General features: G+C 73.6%; 20 protein-coding genes and 1 riboswitch. Of the genes, 10 read left to right on the forward strand and 10 right to left on the reverse strand.

Translation table 11 applies throughout. The features are described 5' to 3' along the window. Positions 1–52: 52 nt before the first annotated feature. The 3 genes from ACIHEI_RS23890 to thiO form a co-directional block, all read right to left on the reverse strand. The gene (locus ACIHEI_RS23890; protein WP_387643724.1) at positions 53–844 is read right to left on the reverse strand and encodes a thiazole synthase; all 792 of its coding nucleotides are present in this window, start codon (positions 842–844) and stop codon (positions 53–55) included. 1 nt (position 845) lies between these two features. Further along, positions 846–1055, reverse strand: coding sequence for a sulfur carrier protein ThiS (thiS, locus tag ACIHEI_RS23895; RefSeq protein WP_380481019.1), 210 nt, complete (start codon positions 1053–1055; stop codon positions 846–848). Further along, positions 1052–2197: a glycine oxidase ThiO gene (gene thiO / locus ACIHEI_RS23900; RefSeq protein ID WP_396608029.1), complete on the reverse strand. Its 1146-nt coding sequence runs from the start codon at positions 2195–2197 to the stop codon at positions 1052–1054. Before thiO ends, thiS begins: the two co-directional genes overlap by 4 nt. Then, positions 2192–2304, reverse strand: a riboswitch (TPP riboswitch). It overlaps the preceding gene by 6 nt. A 48-nt stretch (positions 2305–2352) precedes the next feature. Here thiO and ACIHEI_RS23905 point away from each other — a divergent pair. From ACIHEI_RS23905 to ACIHEI_RS23920, 4 genes are all read left to right on the forward strand, one after another. Next, positions 2353–3558, forward strand: a complete 1206-nt coding sequence (locus ACIHEI_RS23905; RefSeq protein WP_396608030.1) for an NAD(P)/FAD-dependent oxidoreductase — start codon at positions 2353–2355, stop codon at positions 3556–3558. A gap of 21 nt (positions 3559–3579) precedes the next feature. Further along, complete coding sequence (locus ACIHEI_RS23910; protein WP_387643735.1) at positions 3580–3945, forward strand: Rv2175c family DNA-binding protein; 366 nt, start codon at positions 3580–3582, stop codon at positions 3943–3945. After that, positions 3942–4577 (forward strand): thiamine phosphate synthase, encoded by a 636-nt coding sequence (gene thiE / locus ACIHEI_RS23915; RefSeq protein WP_396608031.1) that lies wholly within the window; start codon positions 3942–3944, stop codon positions 4575–4577. Before ACIHEI_RS23910 ends, thiE begins: the two co-directional genes overlap by 4 nt. Positions 4578–4839: 262 nt before the next feature. Then, positions 4840–5445: a VanZ family protein gene (locus ACIHEI_RS23920; RefSeq protein WP_392955668.1), complete on the forward strand. Its 606-nt coding sequence runs from the start codon at positions 4840–4842 to the stop codon at positions 5443–5445. On the opposite strand, the gene ACIHEI_RS23925 is transcribed toward ACIHEI_RS23920, so the two are convergent. After that, positions 5446–6552 (reverse strand): polyprenyl synthetase family protein, encoded by a 1107-nt coding sequence (locus tag ACIHEI_RS23925; RefSeq protein WP_396608032.1) that lies wholly within the window; start codon positions 6550–6552, stop codon positions 5446–5448. A gap of 173 nt (positions 6553–6725) precedes the next feature. On the opposite strand from ACIHEI_RS23925, the gene metF reads away from it, so the two are divergent. Further along, positions 6726–7640, forward strand: a complete 915-nt coding sequence (gene metF / locus ACIHEI_RS23930) for a methylenetetrahydrofolate reductase [NAD(P)H] (RefSeq protein WP_387643745.1) — start codon at positions 6726–6728, stop codon at positions 7638–7640. A 95-nt stretch (positions 7641–7735) separates the two neighbouring features. Further along, entirely contained in the window at positions 7736–8458 is a 723-nt protein-coding gene (locus ACIHEI_RS23935) for a hypothetical protein (RefSeq protein WP_396608033.1), read from the forward strand. 7 nt (positions 8459–8465) lie between these two features. Here the strand turns inward: ACIHEI_RS23935 and ACIHEI_RS23940 are convergent, their stop codons facing one another. Together ACIHEI_RS23940 and ACIHEI_RS23945 are read right to left on the reverse strand one after the other, a co-directional pair. Continuing rightward, the gene (locus ACIHEI_RS23940; RefSeq protein WP_396608034.1) at positions 8466–9857 is read right to left on the reverse strand and encodes a phytoene desaturase family protein; all 1392 of its coding nucleotides are present in this window, start codon (positions 9855–9857) and stop codon (positions 8466–8468) included. 75 nt (positions 9858–9932) lie between these two features. Further along, on the reverse strand, positions 9933–10610 hold the full coding sequence (locus tag ACIHEI_RS23945; RefSeq protein ID WP_396608035.1) for a DUF4126 domain-containing protein: 678 nt from the start codon (positions 10608–10610) through the stop codon (positions 9933–9935). A gap of 445 nt (positions 10611–11055) precedes the next feature. Between ACIHEI_RS23945 and ACIHEI_RS23950 the strand changes: the two genes are divergently transcribed. The 3 genes from ACIHEI_RS23950 (at position 11056) to ACIHEI_RS23960 (ending at position 13021) form a co-directional block, all read left to right on the forward strand. Beyond that, positions 11056–11556: an SAV_6107 family HEPN domain-containing protein gene (locus ACIHEI_RS23950; RefSeq protein ID WP_387861146.1), complete on the forward strand. Its 501-nt coding sequence runs from the start codon at positions 11056–11058 to the stop codon at positions 11554–11556. A gap of 94 nt (positions 11557–11650) precedes the next feature. Then, positions 11651–12403 carry a methyltransferase domain-containing protein gene (locus ACIHEI_RS23955; RefSeq protein ID WP_396608036.1) on the forward strand — a complete coding sequence of 251 codons (753 nt, stop codon included), beginning with the start codon at positions 11651–11653 and terminating at the stop codon, positions 12401–12403. Between the two features lie 240 nt (positions 12404–12643). Beyond that, positions 12644–13021 carry a DUF3040 domain-containing protein gene (locus tag ACIHEI_RS23960; RefSeq protein ID WP_387643760.1) on the forward strand — a complete coding sequence of 126 codons (378 nt, stop codon included), beginning with the start codon at positions 12644–12646 and terminating at the stop codon, positions 13019–13021. Positions 13022–13103: 82 nt separating this feature from the next. Here ACIHEI_RS23960 and ACIHEI_RS23965 read toward each other — a convergent pair whose 3' ends face one another. The 4 genes from ACIHEI_RS23965 to ACIHEI_RS23980 all read right to left on the reverse strand — a co-directional run bounded on the left by ACIHEI_RS23965 (position 13104) and on the right by ACIHEI_RS23980 (position 18543). Then, positions 13104–15530, reverse strand: a complete 2427-nt coding sequence (locus ACIHEI_RS23965; RefSeq protein WP_396608037.1) for a transglutaminaseTgpA domain-containing protein — start codon at positions 15528–15530, stop codon at positions 13104–13106. Then, positions 15527–16846, reverse strand: a complete 1320-nt coding sequence (locus ACIHEI_RS23970) for a DUF58 domain-containing protein (protein ID WP_396608038.1) — start codon at positions 16844–16846, stop codon at positions 15527–15529. The genes ACIHEI_RS23965 and ACIHEI_RS23970 overlap by 4 nt, the downstream gene beginning before the upstream one ends. A gap of 1 nt (position 16847) precedes the next feature. Beyond that, positions 16848–17858, reverse strand: coding sequence for an AAA family ATPase (locus ACIHEI_RS23975; protein WP_392955735.1), 1011 nt, complete (start codon positions 17856–17858; stop codon positions 16848–16850). 169 nt (positions 17859–18027) lie between these two features. Beyond that, complete coding sequence (locus ACIHEI_RS23980; RefSeq protein ID WP_387643772.1) at positions 18028–18543, reverse strand: beta-class carbonic anhydrase; 516 nt, start codon at positions 18541–18543, stop codon at positions 18028–18030. 482 nt (positions 18544–19025) lie between these two features. Here ACIHEI_RS23980 and rsmH point away from each other — a divergent pair, with 482 nt between their 5' ends. Continuing rightward, positions 19026–19994 (forward strand): 16S rRNA (cytosine(1402)-N(4))-methyltransferase RsmH, encoded by a 969-nt coding sequence (gene rsmH, locus ACIHEI_RS23985; protein WP_387643775.1) that lies wholly within the window; start codon positions 19026–19028, stop codon positions 19992–19994. Positions 19995–20043: the final 49 nt, after the last annotated feature.

Below are 20043 nucleotides of genomic sequence, written 5' to 3' on the forward strand. Positions count from 1 at the left end.
GCGGTCGTGGGGCGGACCGTTCCCGAACCGGGACACAGCGGGGAACCCGCCGTCAGAACGCCGGGCGCTCCCGGGTGTCGGCCAGGCCGGTGGTGGGGGAGGAGGCCTCGGCGTAGTAGCGGCGCGGGATCCGGCCGGCCCGGTGGGCGAGGCGGCCGGCCTCGACGGCGCGGCGCATCGCGTCGGCCATCAGGACGGGCTCCTGGGCGCGGGTCACGGCGGAGGCCAGCATGACGGCGGAGCAGCCGAGTTCCATCGCCAGGGCGACGTCGCTGGCGGTGCCGGCGCCCGCGTCGAGGACCACCGGGACGTTCGCGGACTCCACGATCAGCTGGAAGTTGTGCGGGTTGCGGATGCCCAGGCCGGAGCCGATCGGCGAGCCCAGCGGCATGATCGCCGCACAGCCGACGTCCTCCAGCTTGCGGGCCAGCACCGGGTCGTCGTTGGTGTACGGCAGCACGGTGAAGCCGTCGTCGACCAAGGTCTCGGCGGCGTCCAGGAGTTCGATCGGGTCGGGCAGCAGGGTGCGCTCGTCGGCGATCACCTCGAGCTTCACCCAGTCGGTGCCGAGCGCCTCGCGGGCCAGGCGGGCGGTGAGCACGGCCTCGCCCGCGGTGTAGCAGCCGGCCGTGTTCGGGAGGATCCGGATGCCGTTGCGGGCCAGCACCTCCAGCACCGAGCCCTGGGTGGCGGTGTTGACCCGGCGCATCGCCACCGTGGTCAGTTCGGTGCCGGAGACCCGCAGCGCCTGCTCCAGCACATCCAGGCTGGGGGCGCCGCCGGTGCCCATGATCAGGCGGGAGGTGAAGGTGGTGTCGCCGATGGTCAGCAGGTCGTCGGCCATCTCAGCCTCCCTGCACGGCGGTGAGGATCTCCACCCGGTCGCCCTCGCCGAGCGCCGTGGCGGGCCACGAACTGCGCGGCACCACGGCCTCGTTGACGGCGGCGGCGACGCCGGTGTTGGCGGCGGACACCTCGGCGACCAGCACGTCCAGCGTGGTGGCGGCGGGCAGCGTGCGGGGTTCGCCGTTGACGGTCAGGGCGACGGTGTTCATGCGGGCACCTCGGTGCGGAAGCGGTCGGGGGTGAAGTCTGCGGCCAGCGCGGGGAGTTCGCCGGTGGCCAGGTAGTCGGCGAGCAGGTCGGCGGTGACGGGGGTGAGCAGCACGCCGTTGCGGTAGTGCCCGGTGGCGGCGGCCAGGCCGGGCAGCGCGGTCGGGCCGAGCAGCGGCGCGTTGTCGGGGGAGCCGGGCCGCAGCCCCGCGCCCGTCTCCACCAGCGGCAACTCGGTGATGCCGGGGACGAGTTCGTGCGCATCCCGGAGCAGCTCGTACACGCCGCCCGCGGTGACGGTGGTGTCGTGGCCCATCTCCTCGCTGGTCGCGCCGATCACCAACTCGCCGTCGGCGCGCGGCACCAGGTACAGGTGCTGGCCGCGCACCACGGCGCGCACATTGCGGGACAGGAACGGCGCGTACAGCTTCGGGACGCGCAGCCGCAGCACCTGCCCCTTGACCGGGCGGATGGCCGGCAGCACCCCGTCCGGCAGGCCCGGCAGCAGGTGGCTGCGCGAGCCGGCCGCCAGCACCGTCCGGCCGGCCGTCAGCTGCTCGCCGCTCAACAGGCGGACGCCGAGCGCCCGTTCGCCGTCCGTCACCAGTTCGGCGGCCTGGGTGCGGTGGAAGGCGACGCCGAGCAGCTTGCAGGCCGCGACCAGCGCGGCGGCGAGGCGGCGGCCGTCCACCTGGTGGTCCTCGGCGACGTGCAGGCCGCCACGTATGCCCGGGGCCAGCATCGGCTCCAGCCGGCGGCACTCCCGGCCGGTCAGCCACGTGGACTCCAGGCCCAGCCGGCCGTGGAAGGCGTGCAGTTCGCGCAGTTCCTCGCGGTCGTCGGAGTCCAGCGCGACGGCCAGCGTGCCGGTGCGGCGGTAGCCGGTGTCCAGGCCGGTCAGCTCGGTCAGCTCGGCGGCGAACGCCCCGTAGCGCTCGTTGGACGCCATGCCCAGGCGCAGCAACGGCTCCTCGCCGTACTGGAGTTCGGTGACCGGTGCGAGCATGCCCGCGGCGACCTGGGCCGCGCCGCCGCCCGGCGACGGGTCCACCACCGCGACGCTCAGCCCGCGCTGCGCGGTACGCAAGGCGACGCCGAGGCCGATGATGCCCCCGCCGATCACCAGCACGTCGAAATGTGCCACAGCGCTTCTTCTCCCTTCGCCGGCATGACCCGGATCAGGTTCGGACGGTCGCGGGCCGCCACAGCCCGCCTCTCAGCCCGGTGCGCCGGGCTCCCGTGATAGTTCAGTCCCTCCACTTTAACGCCGGTGCCCCTGCCGACATCAGGCCGGTTAGGGTGGACGCCGTGGCTGAACTGAGGGCAACGGACCGGGTCGTCGTGGTCGGGGCGGGCATGGCGGGCGCACAGGCCGCCCTGAACCTGCGACAGGGTGGCTGGCAGGGCGTGATCACCCTGGTCGGCGAGGAACTCCACCTCCCGTACGACCGGCCGCCGCTGTCCAAGGACGTGCTGCTCGGCAAGACCGACGCCACCGCCTTCGAGATCGACTGGACCGACCTCGGCGTCGAACTGCGCACCGGCCACCGCGCCACCGGCCTGAACGCCGGCGTGCTGCACACCGACCGCGGCGAACTCCCGTACGGCGCCCTGGTGATCGCCACCGGCGCCGACCCGCGCACGCTGCCCGGTCTGCCCGACGCGCGCACCTTGCGCACCGTCGACGACGCGCACGCGCTGCGCGCCGCGCTCACCCCCGACAAGCGGATCGTGCTGGTCGGCGCGGGCTGGATCGGCGCCGAGACCGCCACCGTCGCCCGCGCCCTGGGCTGCCACGTCACCGTCGTCGAGGCCGCCGCCACCCCGCTGGCCGGGGCGCTGCCCGCCGAACTCGGCACCCTGATGACCGACTGGTACGCCGCAGCCGGCGTCGAACTGCGCTGCGGCGTCGGCGTCGCCGGGGCCGCCGACGGCGGGGTGCTGCTCGCCGACGGCACCCACCTGCCCGCCGACGAGGTGGTGGTCGGCATCGGCGCCCGCCCCGCCACCGGCTGGCTCGCCGACAGCCCGCTCGCCCTCGACCCCGACGGCACCGTCCCGGTGGACGACCGGCTGCGCACCGCGCTGCCCGGCATCTGGGCGGTCGGCGACTGCGTCTCCTACCCGTCCGCCCGGTTCGGCACCCGGCTCGCCGTCCAGCACTGGGACCACGCCCTGCACTCCGGCGGCGCCGTCGCCGCCTCGGTGCTCGGCACCCTGGACACGCCCTACGACCCCGTTCCGTACTTCTGGTCCGAGCAGTTCGACCGCATGGTGCAGTACGCGGGCCGGCACGCCGGCGCCGACCATCTGCTGTGGCGCGGCTCCCCCTCAGAGCGCGACTGGACGGTGCTCTGGCTGCGCGACGGCAAGCTGGTCGCGCTGCTCGCCGTGGACCGGCCGCGCGACCTCGCGCAGGGCCGCCGCCTGATCGAACGGGGCACGGTGCTCGATCCGGCGCTCGCCGCCGACCCGGCCGTCCAGCTGAAGGCCGCCGCCGGGTAGCGGGTGGGTAGGCTGGGTGCCGTGAGCAAGATTGATCCCAAGATTGACGCCCTGGTCCCCGCGTGGCTGTACCTGCCCGACATCTCGGAGCGGTGGGGCGTGGTGATCACCGAGGTCCGCGACATGGTGAAGAACCGCACCCTGCTGGCCGTCCGCCGCGGCGCGAACAACTCCCTCCAGGTGCCCGCCGACTTCATCGAGGACGACGGCCCGGTCAAGCACCTGGTCGGCACCCTCACGGTGCTCCGCGACTGCGGCTTCTCCGACGAGGAGATCCTCGAGTGGATGTTCACCGAGGACCCGTCCCTCCCCGGCAGCCCGATCCAGGCCCTGCGCGAGAACCGCGGCACCGAGGTCAAGCGCCGCGCCCAGGCCATGGCACTGTGACGCCCCGGCAGCAACTCGCCGACGCCAAGCTCTACCTCTGCACCGACGCCCGGCGCGAGCAGGGCGACCTGGCCGACTTCCTGGACGCCGTGCTGGCCGGCGGCGTCGACATCGTCCAGCTCCGGGACAAGAACCTGGAGGCCCGCCAGGAACTCGAGTACCTCGAGGTCTTCGCGGACGCGGCCAAGCGCCACGGCAAACTGCTGGCCGTCAACGACCGTGCCGACGTCGCCTTCGGCGCCCGCCCCGACGTGCTGCACCTCGGGCAGGACGACCTGCCGGTGGCCGTGGCCCGCGCCATCCTCGGCGAGGACGTGCTGATCGGGCGCTCCTGCCACTCCGAGGCCGAGGTGGACGCGGCGATCACCGAGCCCGGCGTCGACTACTTCTGCACCGGCCCGGTCTGGCCCACCCCCACCAAGCCCGGCCGCCACGCCCCCGGCCTCGACCTGGTCCGCCACGCGGCTGCCGCGAGGCCTGTCCGGCCCTGGTTCGCCATCGGCGGCATCGACCAGGACAACCTCGACCAGGTCCTGGCCGCCGGCGCCACCCGCATCGTGGTCGTCCGCGCCCTCACCGCTGCGGAGGACCCGGGCGCGGCGGCGGCACAACTGGCTGCCCGCCTGCGGTAGACAGCGCAACCGGGAGAGCACAACCGGGGGCGCGTGGGGGTACCTCCCGGCCCGCTAGGGCTGGGGGAGAACTGCGCGCCAAGCGCAAAGCACGTCCGCAAGGTCGCGATCAAGTGCAGGTCATTGCCCTGCGTCGCGATCTTGCGGTTGGGTGCCTTCCGCTTCGCGCAGTTCTCCGCGCCCCCGGTTGTGCTCTCCCTGGTTTCGCACCCGTTCGCGCCTCCCTGGAACCGCGGCACGGCTCGGCGGCCTCCGTGCAGTCGTGAATCCCATATCCCCGGCCCGCCGGGCCGTGCTGCTCGCCCCGGTCGCCGTTCTCGCCACGGCAGTGGCTTTCGTCGCGCAGCGGCCGTTGCATCACCGTGCCGGGTGGCAGCCGTGGCTCGGGACGGTCAATGCGGCGGTGTTCTGGTCGTTGGCCGCGTTGCCGCTGTCGGCCGTGCTGGTGCGGGTGCTCTCCCGGCGCCGAGCCGCCTTCGCCGAGGTCGCCATGGTGCACGGGACGGTGCCGTGGGTCTGGATGATCCTGCTGCCGGGCCCGGGGGCGGGTGTCGCGCCCCGGCGGGTCAGCCTGGTGCCGTTTCGGGACCTGTACGAGGTCCTCACCCAGGGCACGCCGGTGACCGCGACGGTGCAGATCGGCGGCAACCTGCTGGTGTTCGCGGCGCTCGGCTTCTTCGCGCCGATCCGGTTCCGATCGCTCACGGTGCCGCGGGTGCTGGCGCTGGGTGCGGCCTGCTCGGTGCTGGTGGAGACGGCCCAGTACGTGCTGTGGCTGGACCGGGTCTCCTCGGTGGACGACGTCCTGCTGAACGCCGCCGGCGCCGGGCTGGCCGCACTCGCCTCCCGGCGGTGGCGGGACCGCTGATCAGTACTTGCGCACCGTCGCCGCGTCCGCCAGGGCCTGGAGCACCTCGCGGGTCGGGCCGTCGGCGATCGGCGCGTTGTGCAGGGCGGTCAGTGCCTCGGTGAGCAGCTGGTCGATGCGGGCCTCGACGATCGCCGGGGCGCCGCTGGCGGAGATCAGTTCGCGCAGCTCGGCCACCTCGTCCGGGGTGAGGTCGGGCGCGCCGAGCCGGGTGTCCAGGGTCTTGGCGTCGAGCTCCGAGAGGCCGCGCATCGCGTGGGCGACGAGCAGGGTGCGCTTGCCCTCGCGCAGGTCGTCGCCGGCCGGCTTGCCGGTGACCGCCGGGTCGCCGAATACGCCGAGCAGGTCGTCGCGCAGCTGGAAGGCCTCGCCGAGCGGCAGGCCGAAGTTGCCGAGCGCCTCGACCAGGTCGGGGCCGGCGCCGGCCAGCAGTGCGCCGACCTGCAGCGGGCGTTCGATGGTGTACTTCGCGGACTTGTAGTGCAGTACCGTCCGCGCCCGGTCCAGTGCGTCGGCGTCGGTGGAGTCGCCGGCCACCGGCTCCAGTACGTCGAGGTACTGGCCGAGCATGACCTCGGTGCGCATCAGGTCGAACGCGGGCTTGGCGGCGGACACCGCAGGGGCGGGCAGGCCCGAGCGCTGGAACAGCTCGTCGCACCAGATCAGCAGCAGGTCGCCGAGCAGTACCGCAGCGGACGCGCCGTACTGTTCGCGGTCGCCGCGCCAGCCGTTGGCCCGGTGCATGCCCTCGAAGCGGCGGTGCACGGACGGCAGGCCACGGCGGGTGTCGCTGCGGTCCATCAGGTCGTCGTGCACCAGGGCGCTGGCCTGGAGCAGCTCCAGGGCGGCCGCGGCGCGTTCGATGCCGGGCTCCTCGGCGCAGCCGCCGGCCGCGCGCCAGCCCCAGTAGCAGAACGCCGGGCGCAGCCGCTTGCCGCCGTCGAGCAGGAACTCGCGCAGCGCGCCGGCGACCGGACCGAGCTGGTCGGAGATGCCGGAGAGCAGGGCGGTCCGTTCGGCCATGAACGCGCTGAGCGCGGCGTTGACGCGGTCGCGCACGTCCTCCGCATCGACGGGGTTGCGGGGAAGACGGATGGAGGAGGGCACCTGGAACTCCGGATAGATTGGTCTGACAGTCAGACTAACGCCCCCGCCTGGGTGCACTCGTCCGCCGACGCCCGGGCCGGACCGCCGGGACGCGCCCGGGGGAATCTCGATTACTGTCTCAACCCCTGGACTCGGTTTGTCCGGGCCGCGCCGCCGAACGCTAACCTGCCTGCATGGCACTCGGGATTCCCTCCACCAGAAGCGACCGCGCCCAGACCGTGCGCGACCTGCTGGCGGCAGGCGACCGCTCCTTCTCCTTCGAGTTCATGCCGCCCCGCAACGAAGAGGGCGAGCGCAAACTCTGGGACGCGATCCGCCGCGTCGAGGCGCTCGACCCGAACTTCGTCTGCATGACCTACGGCGCCGGCGGATCCTCCCGAGGCCGCACCGTCAACCTGGTCGGCCGAATCGCCACCGAAACCACCCTGACCCCCGTCGCGCACCTCACCGCCGTCGACCATTCGGTGGCCGAACTGCGCAACATCATCGGCCAGTACGCCGACGAGGGCGTGCGCAACGTGCTCGCCGTCCGCGGCGACCCGCCCGGCGACCCGATGGGCGAGTGGGTGCGTCACCCCGACGGCGTCAGCTACGCCTACGAACTGGTCGAACTCATCAAGGGCATCGGCGACTTCTGCGTCGGCGTGGCCGCGTTCCCGCAGATGCACCCGCGCTCCAGCGAGTGGGACGAGGACATCAAGCACTTCGTCGCCAAGTGCCGGGCCGGCGCGGACTACGCGATCACCCAGATGTTCTTCGAGGTCGAGGACTACCTGCGGCTGCGCGACCGGGTCGCCGCGGCCGGCTGCGAGACGCCGATCATCCCGGAGATCATGCCGGTCACCAACATCCGCCAGCTGGTCCGCTTCCCCCAGCTGTCCGGCTCCGACTTCCCGCCCGACTTCCGCCGCCGCCTGGAGGCCGCCGCCGACAACCCGGCCGAAGTCCGCGCCGTCGGCCTCGAACACGCCACCGTCATGGCCGAGAGGCTCCTCGCGGAGGGCGCCCCCGGCCTGCACTTCATCACCCTCAACCACAGCACCTCGACGCTGGAGATCTACCAGAACCTGGGCCTCCACAAGCACTGACCGCCGTCCGGGTGGACGGGATGCTGTGGTGTTTGCCCGGAGGCGGTACAGTCGCCCGCAATCGCGCGGTGATGGTGGCGTCTGGAGGTTGCGGGATGGGCATCGGAAACCTGTTCCTCTATGGCGCGTTGGCGCTGGTCGCGGTCTGGCTGACGGCCGAACTGCTGCTGCAGAACCGGGCCGCGCTGCACTGGCGGGCGCTGGCCCTGGTGGGCTTCCTCGGGGTGGTCGCGGGGATGACGCAGTCCTCCGTTCCGGTGATAGTCGCGGGCGCCGCGGCCTTCGCGGCCGGGCAGGCGATGGTCACCCTCTCGGTCAAGCGCGGCCGCCCGGTGGGCTGGTCGCTGCGCCGCGCGGACGGCACCCTCCCCGGCCCGCTGGCCAAGGTCCCGCTGCTTGCCGCGGCCACCGGCGGGGCGACCGCCGCGGCGGTGGTGGCCGCGGCGGCCCCGAAGGTCGGCGAGGTCGGCCCGGTCGAGGACGAGCCGGTGGACGAACAGCCGTACGCGTACGAGGAGTTCCAGGAGATCGACGCGGGCATCTACACCGACGAACCGGTCGCCTACCAGCAGCAGCCCGACCAGCAGCAGTACTACTACCAGCAGCCGGAGCCGCAGTTCGGCCACCAGCAGCAGGCCTACCAGGACCCGTACGCCCAGCAGCCGCAGCTGATCGGCTACGACGAGTACGGCCAGCCGGTCTACCAGTACCCGCAACAGCAGCAGTACCAGCCGGAGCAGTACCAGCAGCAGCAGCCGTACATCCCGCAGCAGCCGGGCGAGCAGCAGCACAACTGGGGCTACCAGCAGCAGTACTGAGTGCCCGTCAGGCCGGACCGATCAGCCCGGCCGTGATCGAGGCGGACATCCCGACCCGGGCCAGCCCGCCGCCGGGATGGGCGTACGCGCCGATCAGGTACAGGCCGGGCTCGCCCGCCTCGTTGGCCTGGCCGAGCCGTCCGCCGGCCAGCGCGGGTGCCGGGACGGAGGCGGTCAGCCGGGTCTCCCGCCAGCGCAGCCGCGCACGCAGGTCGACGCCCGCGGCGGCCAGCCGGGCCAGCAACCCGTCGGCGTAGGCGTCCTGCTGAGCGTCGGTCAACTCCAGCCCGGCCGGGACGGTGACGGTCAGCACGGCCGCCTCGGAGTCGGGCCCGGGCACCAGCAACGGGTCGTCCGGGCGCAGCAGTTGGACGGTGGGACGCTCGGGCAGGGTGCGGTCGGCGAAGACCGCGCGGGCCTCGGCGGCGACGTCCGCGCCGTGCAGCACGGTGCGGTGCGCGGTGCCGGCCGGGCGGGCACCGTTCAGCGCGAGCAGCACCGTGAAACGGCCGGGCGCGGGCTCGGCGGGCGCGGCGACACCCAGCCCGGGAACGGCCGACAGCACCAGGTCGGCGGCCGGCGTCCCGTCGTCGGTACGGACACCGGTGACCCGGCCGCCCGAACGCTCCAACTCCCGTACGGGCGTGCCGAAACGGAACTCGACCCCGCGCTTCTCGCAGCGCTCGAACACCGCGTCGGCGAGCGCCCGCAGACCGCCGTCCACGTACCAGACGCCGAACGACTGCTCCATGTACGGCAGGACGGTCGCCGAGGCGGGCGCGGAAAGCGGGCTCAGGCCGTACCGCAACGCGTATTCGGCGAGCAGCGCCGACGGGCCGGGCGCACCCGCCAACTCCTGGGCGGCGACATCGGCCAGCGTGTGGCGCCCGCGCGGCAGCAGCCGCGACAGCCCGCGGCGCGGCGGCACCGGGTACGGATCGGCCGGCTCGACCGCCGGGCGGGGCTCCTCCAGCAGCGGACGGCGGGTGGCCTCCCACACCGTGCGGCCCCGGTTGACCATGTCGTTCCACCGCGCACCCGCGCCCGCGCCGAAAGCCCCGTCCAGGGCCTCGCCGACCCCGCCCCGGGACGCGTTCGGCAGCACCAGCTCGGTGCCGTCCGCGAACAGGTGCCGGCTCTCCGGATCCACCGGCCGCAACCCGAGCAGCTGCTCCAGCGGCTCCCGGCCGGTCTTCAGCGCGAGGTCCCGGTACACCGCGGGCAGCGCGAGCAGACCCGGCCCGGTGTCGAACCCGAACCCCTCCCGCCGGTACGCCCCCACCTGCCCGCCGTACGTCCCGGCCGCCTCCAGCACCGTCACCCGGTGCCCGAGAGTGGCCAGCCTGGACGCGGCGGCCAGACCGCCCATACCTGCGCCGACGACGAGAATGCGAGCCATGGCAGGAGATCTTATGCGGCCTTCACGTGGCGCTGCCGGGGAGTGCCCGCCTGCGAGGGCGCGTCCACGTTCAGCTCACTGTGCGGGGTCGCGATCTTGCTGCCGGGTGCCTTCCGCCTCGCGCAGTTCCCCGCGCCCCTCGTTGCGCTCTCCTTGGTTTCGCACCCTTGCCTTCGCCTGCCGGCGCTCCTTGCGGCGCAGCCAGAAGCGTCGGATCCGGGACACCGCGAACCACACCAGCAGCACGCCGAGCAGCAGCAGGACCGCCGCCGCCGAGGCGGCGAGCCAGGGGTGGAAGACCGCGAGGGTCACCAGGCCCGCCACGGAGAGGTCTTCGGCGAGGCTGACCAGGATGTTGGTGGCGGGTTCCGGGGAGGTGTTCACGGCCATTCGCAGGCCCGCCTTGACGCCGTGGCTGAGCAGGGCCGTCGTTCCGCCGATCGCGCCGGCGGCGACTTCGCCGAGGGAGCCGGGGTCGTGGGCCGCCATCAGGGCGCCGACGGTGGCGCCGGCGATGGGGCGGACGAAGGTGTGCAGGACGTCCCAGACGCTGTCGACGTAGGGGATCTTGTCCAGCACGGCCTCGCAGAGGAAGAGCGCCGCGGCGGCGATCAGCACGTCGGTGCGTTCCAGCACCGGCGGTACCGTCTCGGCGCCGCCGAAGCGGCCGAACAGGCCCAGCAGCAGCACCACGGCGTAGGCGTTGACCCCGCTCGCCCAGCCACTGGTGAAGATCAGCGGAACGGCTCCCACCACGGCCCCCCTTCGCCCGCCCGGCTCTCGGGCGGAAATCCGGCCCACCGTACCCGCCCCCGCCGACCGCCGGGGGTGTCTGAGTACGCGTACTCAGATCACCGGTTGAGTACTCGGGCGGGTTCCCGCTGTGACGCCGCGACGGCACAGTAGTGGGCAACGGGAAGGCCGCCGCCGGGTGAGCCGCCCGAAGCGCCCGGGGCAGGCCACCGTCAACGGGGGACAGCTGGCCCGCACCACAGGCCCTGGGCGCGACCAAATGGCCGCCCGACGGGGCCGGGCACCGCCGACACGGGGCGGCGGAGCCCGGCTTCGACCGGGGGAGCGGCCGTGGGGACGACCGGCCGGGCACGAACGGTCCGGAGTTGTCAGACCCCCCGTTCACGATGGATGCATGACCGGGCCGACCGGCCCGGGCAAGGTCCGGAGTGAACGGGGGAGACCCATGACCATCAGCCGTCCTGAGCCTGTCGCCCGCCCTGCCGTCGATCAACCCACCGTCGACCAGCCCACCCTGCCCGCCGCGCGCGGAGCCGACGTCCACCCGGTGCTGCGGCGGGTTCCCGCCTCGCCGGCCGCGCTCGAACTGCTCCGGCACGCGCACCGCACCCTGGTGCACGCCCGCGGCCGGCAGGATCCGCTGGAGCGCTACGCCACCGCCCATCTCGCCGCGCTGCGCGCCACCGCCGCCGTGCTCGCGGTCCGCGGCCGTCCGGAGCGCAGCCCGCGCCGCCGGCACGCGATCCGTCCGGCCTGGGAGCTGCTGTCCGAGGTCGCTCCCGAACTCACCGAGTGGGCCGCCTACTTCGCCGCCGGCGCCCGTCGCCGCGCCGCCGCCGAGGCCGGCATCGCCGGTGCCGCCGGGGAGCGCGACGCGGACGACCTGATCCGCAACACCGCCCTCTACCTGCGCATCGTGGAGCGGATCCTGGCCGTGCACCCCTGAGCCCGGCACCGGCGCCGTACCGGAGGCGCCCTCTCCGGCCGGATAGGGTGAGGGCGTTCCCGCCGTGGAAGTCCTGCCTATGAGGGGTGCCGCCTTGTATCCGACTCGTCCCCGCAGTGCGCTGCGTACCGCCGTGGTGTGGGAGGTGCTGCGGTCGGCGCTGGAGCGGCGCTCCGCCGAGCTCGGACGGCCGGTCCTGGAGGTCGTCGACACCGGCGGCGGCACCGGCAACTTCGCCGTGCCGGTGGCCCGGCTGGGCCACCGGGTCACCGTGGTCGACCCCAGCCCCGACGCGCTGTTCGCCCTGGAACGGCGGGCCGCCGAGGCCGGGGTCACCGACCTGGTGCGCGCCGTCCAGGGAGACACCCAGACGCTGCCCGAGCTGGTTCCGGCCGGCTCGGTCGACGCGGTGCTCTGCCACGGCGTGCTGGAGGTCGTCGACGACCCGGCCGAGGCGCTCGGCAACCTGGTCGGCACGCTCGGCAAGGGCGGTCTGGTCAGCCTGCTCGCCGCCAACCGCAACGGTGCCGTGCTGGCCCGCGCGGTGGCCGGCCAGTTCGCCGACGCCCGCGCCGTGCTGGACGCCCCCGACGGCCGCTGGGGCGCCGGAGACCCGATGCCCCGCCGCTTCACCGGCGACCAGCTCGGCACCCTCGCCACCGGCGCCGGCCTGAAGGTCACCTCGGTGCACGGTGTCCGGGTCTTCGCCGACCTGGTCCCCGGCGTCCTGGTCGACACCGAGCCCGGCGCGTTCGACGCCCTGCTCAAGTTGGAGCTGGCCGCCGCCGAGCAGCCCGCCTTCCACGCTGTCGCCACTCAGCTCCACCTGCTCGCCGAAGCGGTCTGACCGCCCGGAGACGCGTACCGGGGCACCAAGTTGCGGGTCCGCTCGTTGCAAAGGTGCGGGCCCTGCGTCGCAGTGGCCCGAGCCACGCCTGATTGACCACGCCGAACAGGGCCGGTGGACCGTATGATCTGGGTAAAGCCGGTAAGCATGACGGCCAGACCGGTGGGGCATATGGACCACACAGGCCCGAGCCAGGGGTGGCGGACCGGTCGCCCCGCGACCGACGAGTAGGAGGACTCCGTGCCGCTCTCGGAGCACGAGCAGCGACTGCTCGAGCAGATGGAGCGAGCGCTGTACGCCGAAGATCCCAAGTTCGCGTCAGCGCTTGAGGGAACCGGCCTGCGCACCTACACCCGTCGGCGGGTCTACCTGGCCGCGGCGGGGTTCGTGGCGGGCATCGCGCTGCTCATGGGCGGCCTGGTCGCGCAGGTCATCTGGGTCAGCGTGGTCGGGTTCCTGGTAATGCTGGGCTGTGCGGTCCTCGCGGTCACCGCGTGGCGTCGAGGCCCGGCCGGACACGGTCCACGGCAGGCGGCAGCGCCTCGCCGGAAGACCGGTGTCGTGGACCGAATGGAACAGCGCTGGCAGCGGCGCCGCGATGAGCAGAGCGGGCTGTAGCGCAACCGGAACCAATACAGAGATCCGCCCGAGGAGGGAGTTTCCCTCCTCGGGCGGATCTCTTTTCGCACTGCCGGGGCGGTCAGTCCTTCGGCGCCCGCCGGAACGGCCGGGGCAGCCGGTCGCGGACCGCCGCGCGGACCCTGGCCGTGCGTTCGGCGGTGCGTTCGCGGAGGGCGGCCACGCGGTCCTGGGTGCGCCACCAGAAACGGACGGTGGAGGCGGGCAGCAGCAGGGCGCGCAGCCGCCGGCGGCGGGTGGCCTGGGTGAGCAGGCCCGTACGGACGGTGTGGACGTCGCTGCCGAGTTGCGGGGACGGGTCGGACTCGCGGGCGTACATGACGCGTTCGGTGGCGAGCGCGACCCGGCCGGCGGCCTCGGCGGCGGCGGGGGCGAGGTGGGCGTCCTCGGCGAGCCGGCGGGCGGCGTTCCGGGGAGTGCGTGCCTCGTCCGGGGGCAGGCCCAGGTCCCAGGCGGAGTCGACGAGTTCGGCCCAGGCGGCGAGCACCTGCTCGTCGCTGAGCCGGGGCCCGTCGGCGCCGGGCGCGTGCCGTCCGACGCCGAGGCGGCGCTTGCGGAGCCGTCGCCGCAGCACCATGGGCGTGGCCGCCAGGACGAGCAGCAGGAGCAGGCCGGCCGCGGCGAGCAGGGCGGGCCAGGTCTGCCACCACGGGGTGCTGGTGGTCCGGTGCTCGGCGAGCACGGCCTCGTCGGCGCAGTCGCCGATCCGGTGCTGCTGCTGCGTGCCGCAGGAGCTGGACGCGGACGGCCCGGCGGAGGGCTGGTCGGCGGACGCGGAGGCGCTGGGCTGGGTGCTGGGCTGGGCCGAGTTGGCGGTCTTCGGGAGCGAGTACAGCGGGACGGTGCCCCGGCCGGGGGTGGGCTCGAAGCGCATCCAGCCGAGGCCGGAGAAGTACAGCTCGGGCCACGCGTGGTAGTTGGAGCTGCGCACGATCCGGTTGGAGGCGTCGCCGGTGCCGGGGGTGAAGCCGATGGCGACCCGGGAGGGGATGCCGAGCTCGCGGGACATCGCGGCCATGGTGGCGGCGAAGTGCACGCAGAAGCCCTCCTTGTCCTGGAGGAACTTGGCGATGGCGTCCGGCCCGGTACGCGGTTCGATCTTGGTGTTGTAGGTGAAGTCGCCCTTGGTGAAGTACTGCTGGAGGGCGACGGCCTTGTCGTACGGGTTGTCGGCGCCCTGGGTGATCTTCTTGGCGGTCTCGCCGACCACGGAGGGCAGGTTGTTCGGCAGCCCCAGGTAGCGCCGGGTGATGTCCTCGGGCGGCGGGGCGGCCGCGCGCAGTTGGGTGGCGTCGGCGGCGACGCTGTACGAGCCGACCCTGTACGACAGACCGTTGGTCTTCTGGCCGTTGACGGCGGCCACGGTGCGGGAGGTCTTGTCGAAGCGCCAGTTGCTGGTGGACGGCAGTTCCATCCAGGACACCGGGTACGGCATCGGCAGCCAGGTGGTGCCGAGCCGGTCGGAGATCTTGATGTTGGTGTTGACCGTGGTGTTGGAGATGCCGGGGCCCTGGCCCTCGGGCTGGGGCAGCGTGGTCGGCAGCGGCTCGGCGGACTGCTCGCCGGCCTTCCACTCCGCGCCGTCGAACTCGCTGAGCGCGGCGACCCGCAGGTAGAGCTGGTCGGCGTCGGTGGCGTTGGTGGAGAAGCGCAGCAGTTCGGTGTCGTCGTTGGCGCGCAGGTTGGCGGTGAGGGCGACCACCAGGTTGAGCGAGCGTTCGTCGCCCGCCCCGGTGCCCGTCCCGTTGCCGTTGCCCTGGCCGCCGAAGCCGCCGAACAGTCCGGCGCCGGTCGCGGGCGCGAGGGCCGGCAGCAGGACGGCGGCGGCCAGCGCGATCAGACCGACCCGGCGGCCGCCGTTGGACATCGCCACGGCGGAGCGGCCGGTGCCGTGGAAGACCCGGCCCCAGCGGGTGAGCCGGTCCTGACCCTCGGTGTACAGCAGGACCAGGTAGCCGGCCGCGGCGAACAGGAACCACAGCCACATGCCGCCGGGCGAGTCGGCCAGGCCGCAGCCCACCGAGTACAGGGCAAGCAGCGGCAGGCCCGCGGCGGCGGCCCGGCGGTAGGTGACGGCCAGGGCGTCGACCAGGACGGCGACCAGGGTGACCGAGCCGACCACGACCAGCCGCAGGCCGTCGGTGGTCGGGGCGGGGATCGCGTACTCCTGGATGTCGCTTCCGCCGGAGGCCAGCAGCGTGGAGACGGCGTCCAGCGCGCCCGGGCCGGGCAGCACGCCGAAGCTCATCGCGGACTGCACGGTGGACAGCATCAGCACGTACAGCACCGCGAGCAGCTGGAGCGGCAGCACCAGGGCCCGGGGCAGCGGCAGGGCGCGCAGGCCGGAGCCGACGGCGGCCGCGGCGACGATCATCAGCAGGCCGTGCGGGGCCAGTGCGAAGGAGTCCTTGAACAGCGGGGACAGGGACAGCGCCGCCAGGGCGGTCGCCAAGGCAGCGCAGAGCGTCAACTTGGCCCGGGTGGTCACGCGCCGACCTCGTCTCGGTAGGGAACGGAGTTCTGGGTGCGGTCGGCGGCCCGCCACAGCGCGGGCAGCGAGTCGCCGGCCCGCACCGGGAGGACGGTCCAGCCGGCCGCGCGCAGCCGGCCGACCGCCGAGTCGGTCTGCTCGTCGGACGCGTCCGGGAAGAGGTGCCGCAGGCCCGCCCAGGTGCCGGTGTCCAGCAGCAGGGCGACCGCGCCGCCCACGCGGCGGCGCAGCCGGGACAGGCGCTCGATCTGCTCGTCGTCGAGGTCGCCGACGATCGCCACCAGCAGGCCCTCGCCGCCCAGCCGCAGCACCTCCTCGGCGCGGGCCAGGCCGGTGCCGTCGGAGTGCTCGACCACGGCGAGGGCGTCCAGCAGCACGCCGACGCTCTCGGCGGCGGTGGTGGCGGAGGCGCCGTGCTGCGGGTGGGCCCGGCCGGTGTCGGTGAGCAGCCGGGTCTGGTAGCCGCGCTGCACCAGGTCGACGGTGACCGAGGCCGCGCAGGACACCGCCCACTCGAACGAGGAGGCCGGGCCGGAGCCGCGGTGCGCGATCTCCCGGGTGTCCAGCAGCACGGTGGCGCGGGCCCTGAGCGGCTGCTCCTCCCGGCGGACCATCAGCTCGCCGTAGCGGGCGGTGGACTTCCAGTGCACCCGTCGCAGGTCGTCGCCGTGCCGGTACTCGCGCGGGATCACGTCGTCGTCGCCGGCCAGCGCCAGCGTGTGCGTGTTGGACTCGCCCTGCCCGGCGGACTCACCGGGCAGCCGCACCGGCGGCAGGTCCTGGACCTGCGGGACCACGGTGAGCACATCGGCGGCGCTGAACGCGCGGGTCAGCTCGCACATCCCGAACGGGTCGGACAGCCGCAGCTGCAGCGGGCCGAGCGGGTAGCGGCCGCGCAGGTCGGAGCGGACCCGGTAGGACACCTCGCGGAAGCCGCGCGGCTCGACCCGGTCCAGCACGAAGCGCGGACGGGGCCCCAGCACGTACGGGACCTTGTCCTCCAGCAGCAGCAGGCCGGTGGGCACCCGGGAGATGTTGTCCAGCCGCAGGTGCACCCGGGCCTCCTGCCCGGCCGCCGCACGCTGCGGGCTGAGCCGGCGGCCGGAGGCGACCCGGTAACGGGTGCGCACCAGCAGCAGCGCGGAGGCCAGCGGCAGCATCGCGAGCAGCACGCCGACCTGGAACAGCGCGCTCTGCCCGAACAGGTAAGCGCAGAGCGCGGCGGTCAGGCCCGCGGCCAGGAAGGAACGTCCGCGGGTGGTGAGCCCGCTCAGGGCGGCGCGCAGCCCGGAGGGCCGGGTGGGGCCCGCCACCTCAGCGGCCCTGCGGACGCGGGAGCGGCAGTCGGGACACCAGGTCGAGCACCACGTTCTCCACGGTGCGGCGGCTCAGCTGGGTCTCCGAGGTGGGCAGCAGACGGTGCGCCAGCACCGGCACGGCCAGCGCCTGGATGTCGTCCGGCAGCACGTAGTCGCGGCCGTCCAGGGCGGCGTGCGCGCGGGCCGCGCGGACCAGGTGCAGGGTGGCCCGGGGGGAGGCGCCGAGCCGCAGTTCGGGGGTGTTGCGGGTGGCGGCGACCAGGTCGACGGCGTACCGGCGGACCGGGTCGGAGACGTACACGCCCTTGACCACGCTGATCAGCTTGAGCAGGTCGGAGGCGTGCGCGACCGGCTGCAGCTTGTCCAGCGGGTTGGCGGCCGAGTGCAGGTCGAGCATCGCGTACTCGGCCTCGGGGCTCGGGTAGCCGATCGAGATGCGGGCCATGAAGCGGTCGCGCTGGGCCTCCGGCAGGGCGTAGGTGCCCTCCATCTCGACCGGGTTCTGGGTGGCGATCACCATGAACGGCGAGGGCAGCTCGTAGGAGGTGCCGTCGATGGTGACCTGACGCTCCTCCATCGACTCCAGCAGCGCCGACTGGGTTTTCGGCGAGGCCCGGTTGATCTCGTCGCCGACCACGATCTGCGCGAAGATCGCGCCGGGCCGGAACTCGAAGTCCCGCTGGTGCTGGTCGAAGACGTTGGTGCCGGTGACGTCGGACGGCAGCAGGTCCGGGGTGAACTGGATCCGGCGGACCGTGCAGTCCACCGAGCGGGCCAGCGCCTTGGCGAGCATGGTCTTGCCGACGCCGGGCACGTCCTCCAGCAGCAGGTGGCCCTCGGCGAGCAGCACGGTCAGCGCGATCCGGACCGCCTCGGGCTTGCCCTCGATCACGCTCTCGACGGACGCCCGGACCCGGTCGACCACCGCCGTCAACTCCGCCAGCCCGGCAGGCTCCCGGCGCTCGTGCCGGTCCGCCGTCGGCTGCTCCGAGCCCTGCCCGTTGATGGTCGTCACCCGTACGCTCCCATGTGCAGCAGTCACCGGGCGGCTGGTTCGACCTCCGCCCACCCCGAATACTTGGCGCATTCTTCCCTGTCCCCCGGCCAGAAGTCACCCGGCCGGGCGACTCGCGAAGGCTGTCCCGGTTTGGGACGAGGGTGCGGGCCGAACGGTTTCAGCGGATTTCGCGGAGCAGCCCGGTGTGCACGTCGAAGACGAATCCGCGCACGTCGTCGCGGTGCGGCAGGAACGGCGAGGTCCGTACCCGCTGCATGGACTGGCGGACGTCGCCGTCCAGATCGCTGAAGGCCTCCACCGCCCACTGCGGGCGCTGGCCGACCTCGCGCTCGAGTTCGTGCCGGAAGTCCTCGGTCAGGCCGAGCAGTCCGCAGCCGGTGTGGTGGATCAGCACCACCGTGCGGGTGCCCAGGGCGCGCTGGCTGATGGTCAGGGAACGGATGGTGTCGTCGGTGACCACGCCACCCGCGTTGCGGATGATGTGGGCGTCACCGAGTTCCAGGCCGAGTGCGGCGAACAGGTCGAGCCGGGCGTCCATGCACGCCACCACGGCGACCTTGCGAACCGGACGGGCGTCCATGCCGCCGTCCCGGAAGGTCTCGGCGTAGGAGCGGTTGGCTGCCACGAAGCGGTCGGTCTCGGACGGCCGGTCGGTGCCGGGAGCAGGTGCCATGGCGACGACGGTAGTGGGGTCGCGCGGGCGGCGGGGCCCACCTGCGAAAGCCTTTACCAGCCCTCTTCGGACGGCTTCGACCCGGTTCGACCGGCGCACCCGGAGCGTTCCGCGCCCCGTCCGGTTGGGGGCCCTCAGTACTGGTCCGACCTGCGCAAACCGATACGGCCGGGCGGGTGGTGCGCCGTCGCGGAGCGTTGACTGGCGAGGCGTGGGCGATAGTCTGGCGGCGCAGTGGAGCACGGCGGAAGGCACCCGGCAACCGGGCGCCCGGCCGCTCTCCGCACCGGGCCCACCGGCCCGTACGCAGCCTGCGGCCTCCTCCCGCTCCGTGCCCACCTGGCGCACCTTCCCCGGCGCCGGGCGGTCGCTCCTTCCCCCGAGCGAGCGGGCGGGGACCACGGGTGGCGTGCGGAACCGGCGGGCCGGTAGGCGAGAATGGCGGGGCCACACCTGCACCTGAGGAAGGGCCCCGCCCCCGTATGAGTACCGACAGCCCCAACCCCCGGCACATTCCGGTGATGCTGGAGCGCTGCCTGGACGCGCTCGCCCCGGCGATCTCCGCGCCCGGCGCCGTGGTGGTGGACGCCACTCTGGGCCTGGGCGGCCACAGCGAGGCACTGCTGACCCGCTTCCCCGAGGTCCGGCTGGTCGCCGTGGACCGCGACCCGCAGGCACTGAAGCTGTCCGGCGAGCGGCTGGCCCGCTTCGGCGAGCGCGCCACCCTGGTGCACGCGGTCTACGACGAGATCCCGCAGGTGCTGGCCGACCTCGGCATCCCCGCTGTGCAGGGCGTGCTGTTCGACCTCGGCGTGTCCTCGATGCAACTGGACGAGGCCGACCGCGGCTTCGCCTACGCCCAGGACGCGCCGCTGGACATGCGGATGGACCAGACCCGCGGCATCTCCGCCGCCGAGGTCCTCAACACCTACAGCCACGGCGACCTGGCCCGGATCCTGAAGGTGTACGGCGAGGAGCGGTTCGCCGGGAAGATCGCCTCCGCGGTGCTGCGGGAACGCGAGAAGGAACCGTTCACCACCAGCGCTCGTCTGGTGGAGTTGGTGCGGAATGCCATTCCGGCCGCCACCCGGCGGACCGGCGGCAACCCGGCCAAGCGGACCTTCCAGGCGCTGCGGATCGAGGTCAACGGCGAACTGGAGGTGCTGGACCGGGCCATTCCCGGCGCACTGGACGCCCTCGCGATGGGCGGTCGGATCGTCGTGATGTCCTACCAGTCCTTGGAGGACCGGCTGGTCAAGCAATACCTCCAGGCCGGGGCCACCTCGACCGCCCCGCCGGGCCTGCCGGTGATCCCCGAGGAGCTCCAGCCCTGGCTGAAGTTGCTCACCCGAGGAGCCGAACTGGCGACCGAGGAGGAGATCGAGGAGAACCGGCGCGCCGCACCCGTTCGGCTGCGCGTGGCGGAGAGGATCAGGGAGACCCGGAGGTAGCCAGCCGCCGGGAGCAGCGGAACGAAGGGGAGTGGAGCGGTGCCGGTGG

Source organism: Kitasatospora sp. NPDC051984 (assembly GCF_044593455.1).
GTDB lineage: Bacteria > Actinomycetota > Actinomycetes > Streptomycetales > Streptomycetaceae > Kitasatospora.

What these genes read in the sequence shown, in the direction of transcription:
- ACIHEI_RS23980 (WP_387643772.1), bottom strand. Translation starts at nt 18,543, where the DNA reads ATGGCACCTGCTCCCGGCACCGACCGGCCGTCCGAGACCGACCGCTTC.
- ACIHEI_RS23935 (WP_396608033.1), top strand. Translation starts at nt 7,736, where the DNA reads ATGGGCATCGGAAACCTGTTCCTCTATGGCGCGTTGGCGCTGGTCGCG.
- thiS (WP_380481019.1), bottom strand. Translation starts at nt 1,055, where the DNA reads ATGAACACCGTCGCCCTGACCGTCAACGGCGAACCCCGCACGCTGCCC.
- ACIHEI_RS23890 (WP_387643724.1), bottom strand. Translation starts at nt 844, where the DNA reads ATGGCCGACGACCTGCTGACCATCGGCGACACCACCTTCACCTCCCGC.
- ACIHEI_RS23940 (WP_396608034.1), bottom strand. Translation starts at nt 9,857, where the DNA reads ATGGCTCGCATTCTCGTCGTCGGCGCAGGTATGGGCGGTCTGGCCGCC.
- ACIHEI_RS23950 (WP_387861146.1), top strand. Translation starts at nt 11,056, where the DNA reads ATGACCATCAGCCGTCCTGAGCCTGTCGCCCGCCCTGCCGTCGATCAA.
- rsmH (WP_387643775.1), top strand. Translation starts at nt 19,026, where the DNA reads ATGAGTACCGACAGCCCCAACCCCCGGCACATTCCGGTGATGCTGGAG.
- metF (WP_387643745.1), top strand. Translation starts at nt 6,726, where the DNA reads ATGGCACTCGGGATTCCCTCCACCAGAAGCGACCGCGCCCAGACCGTG.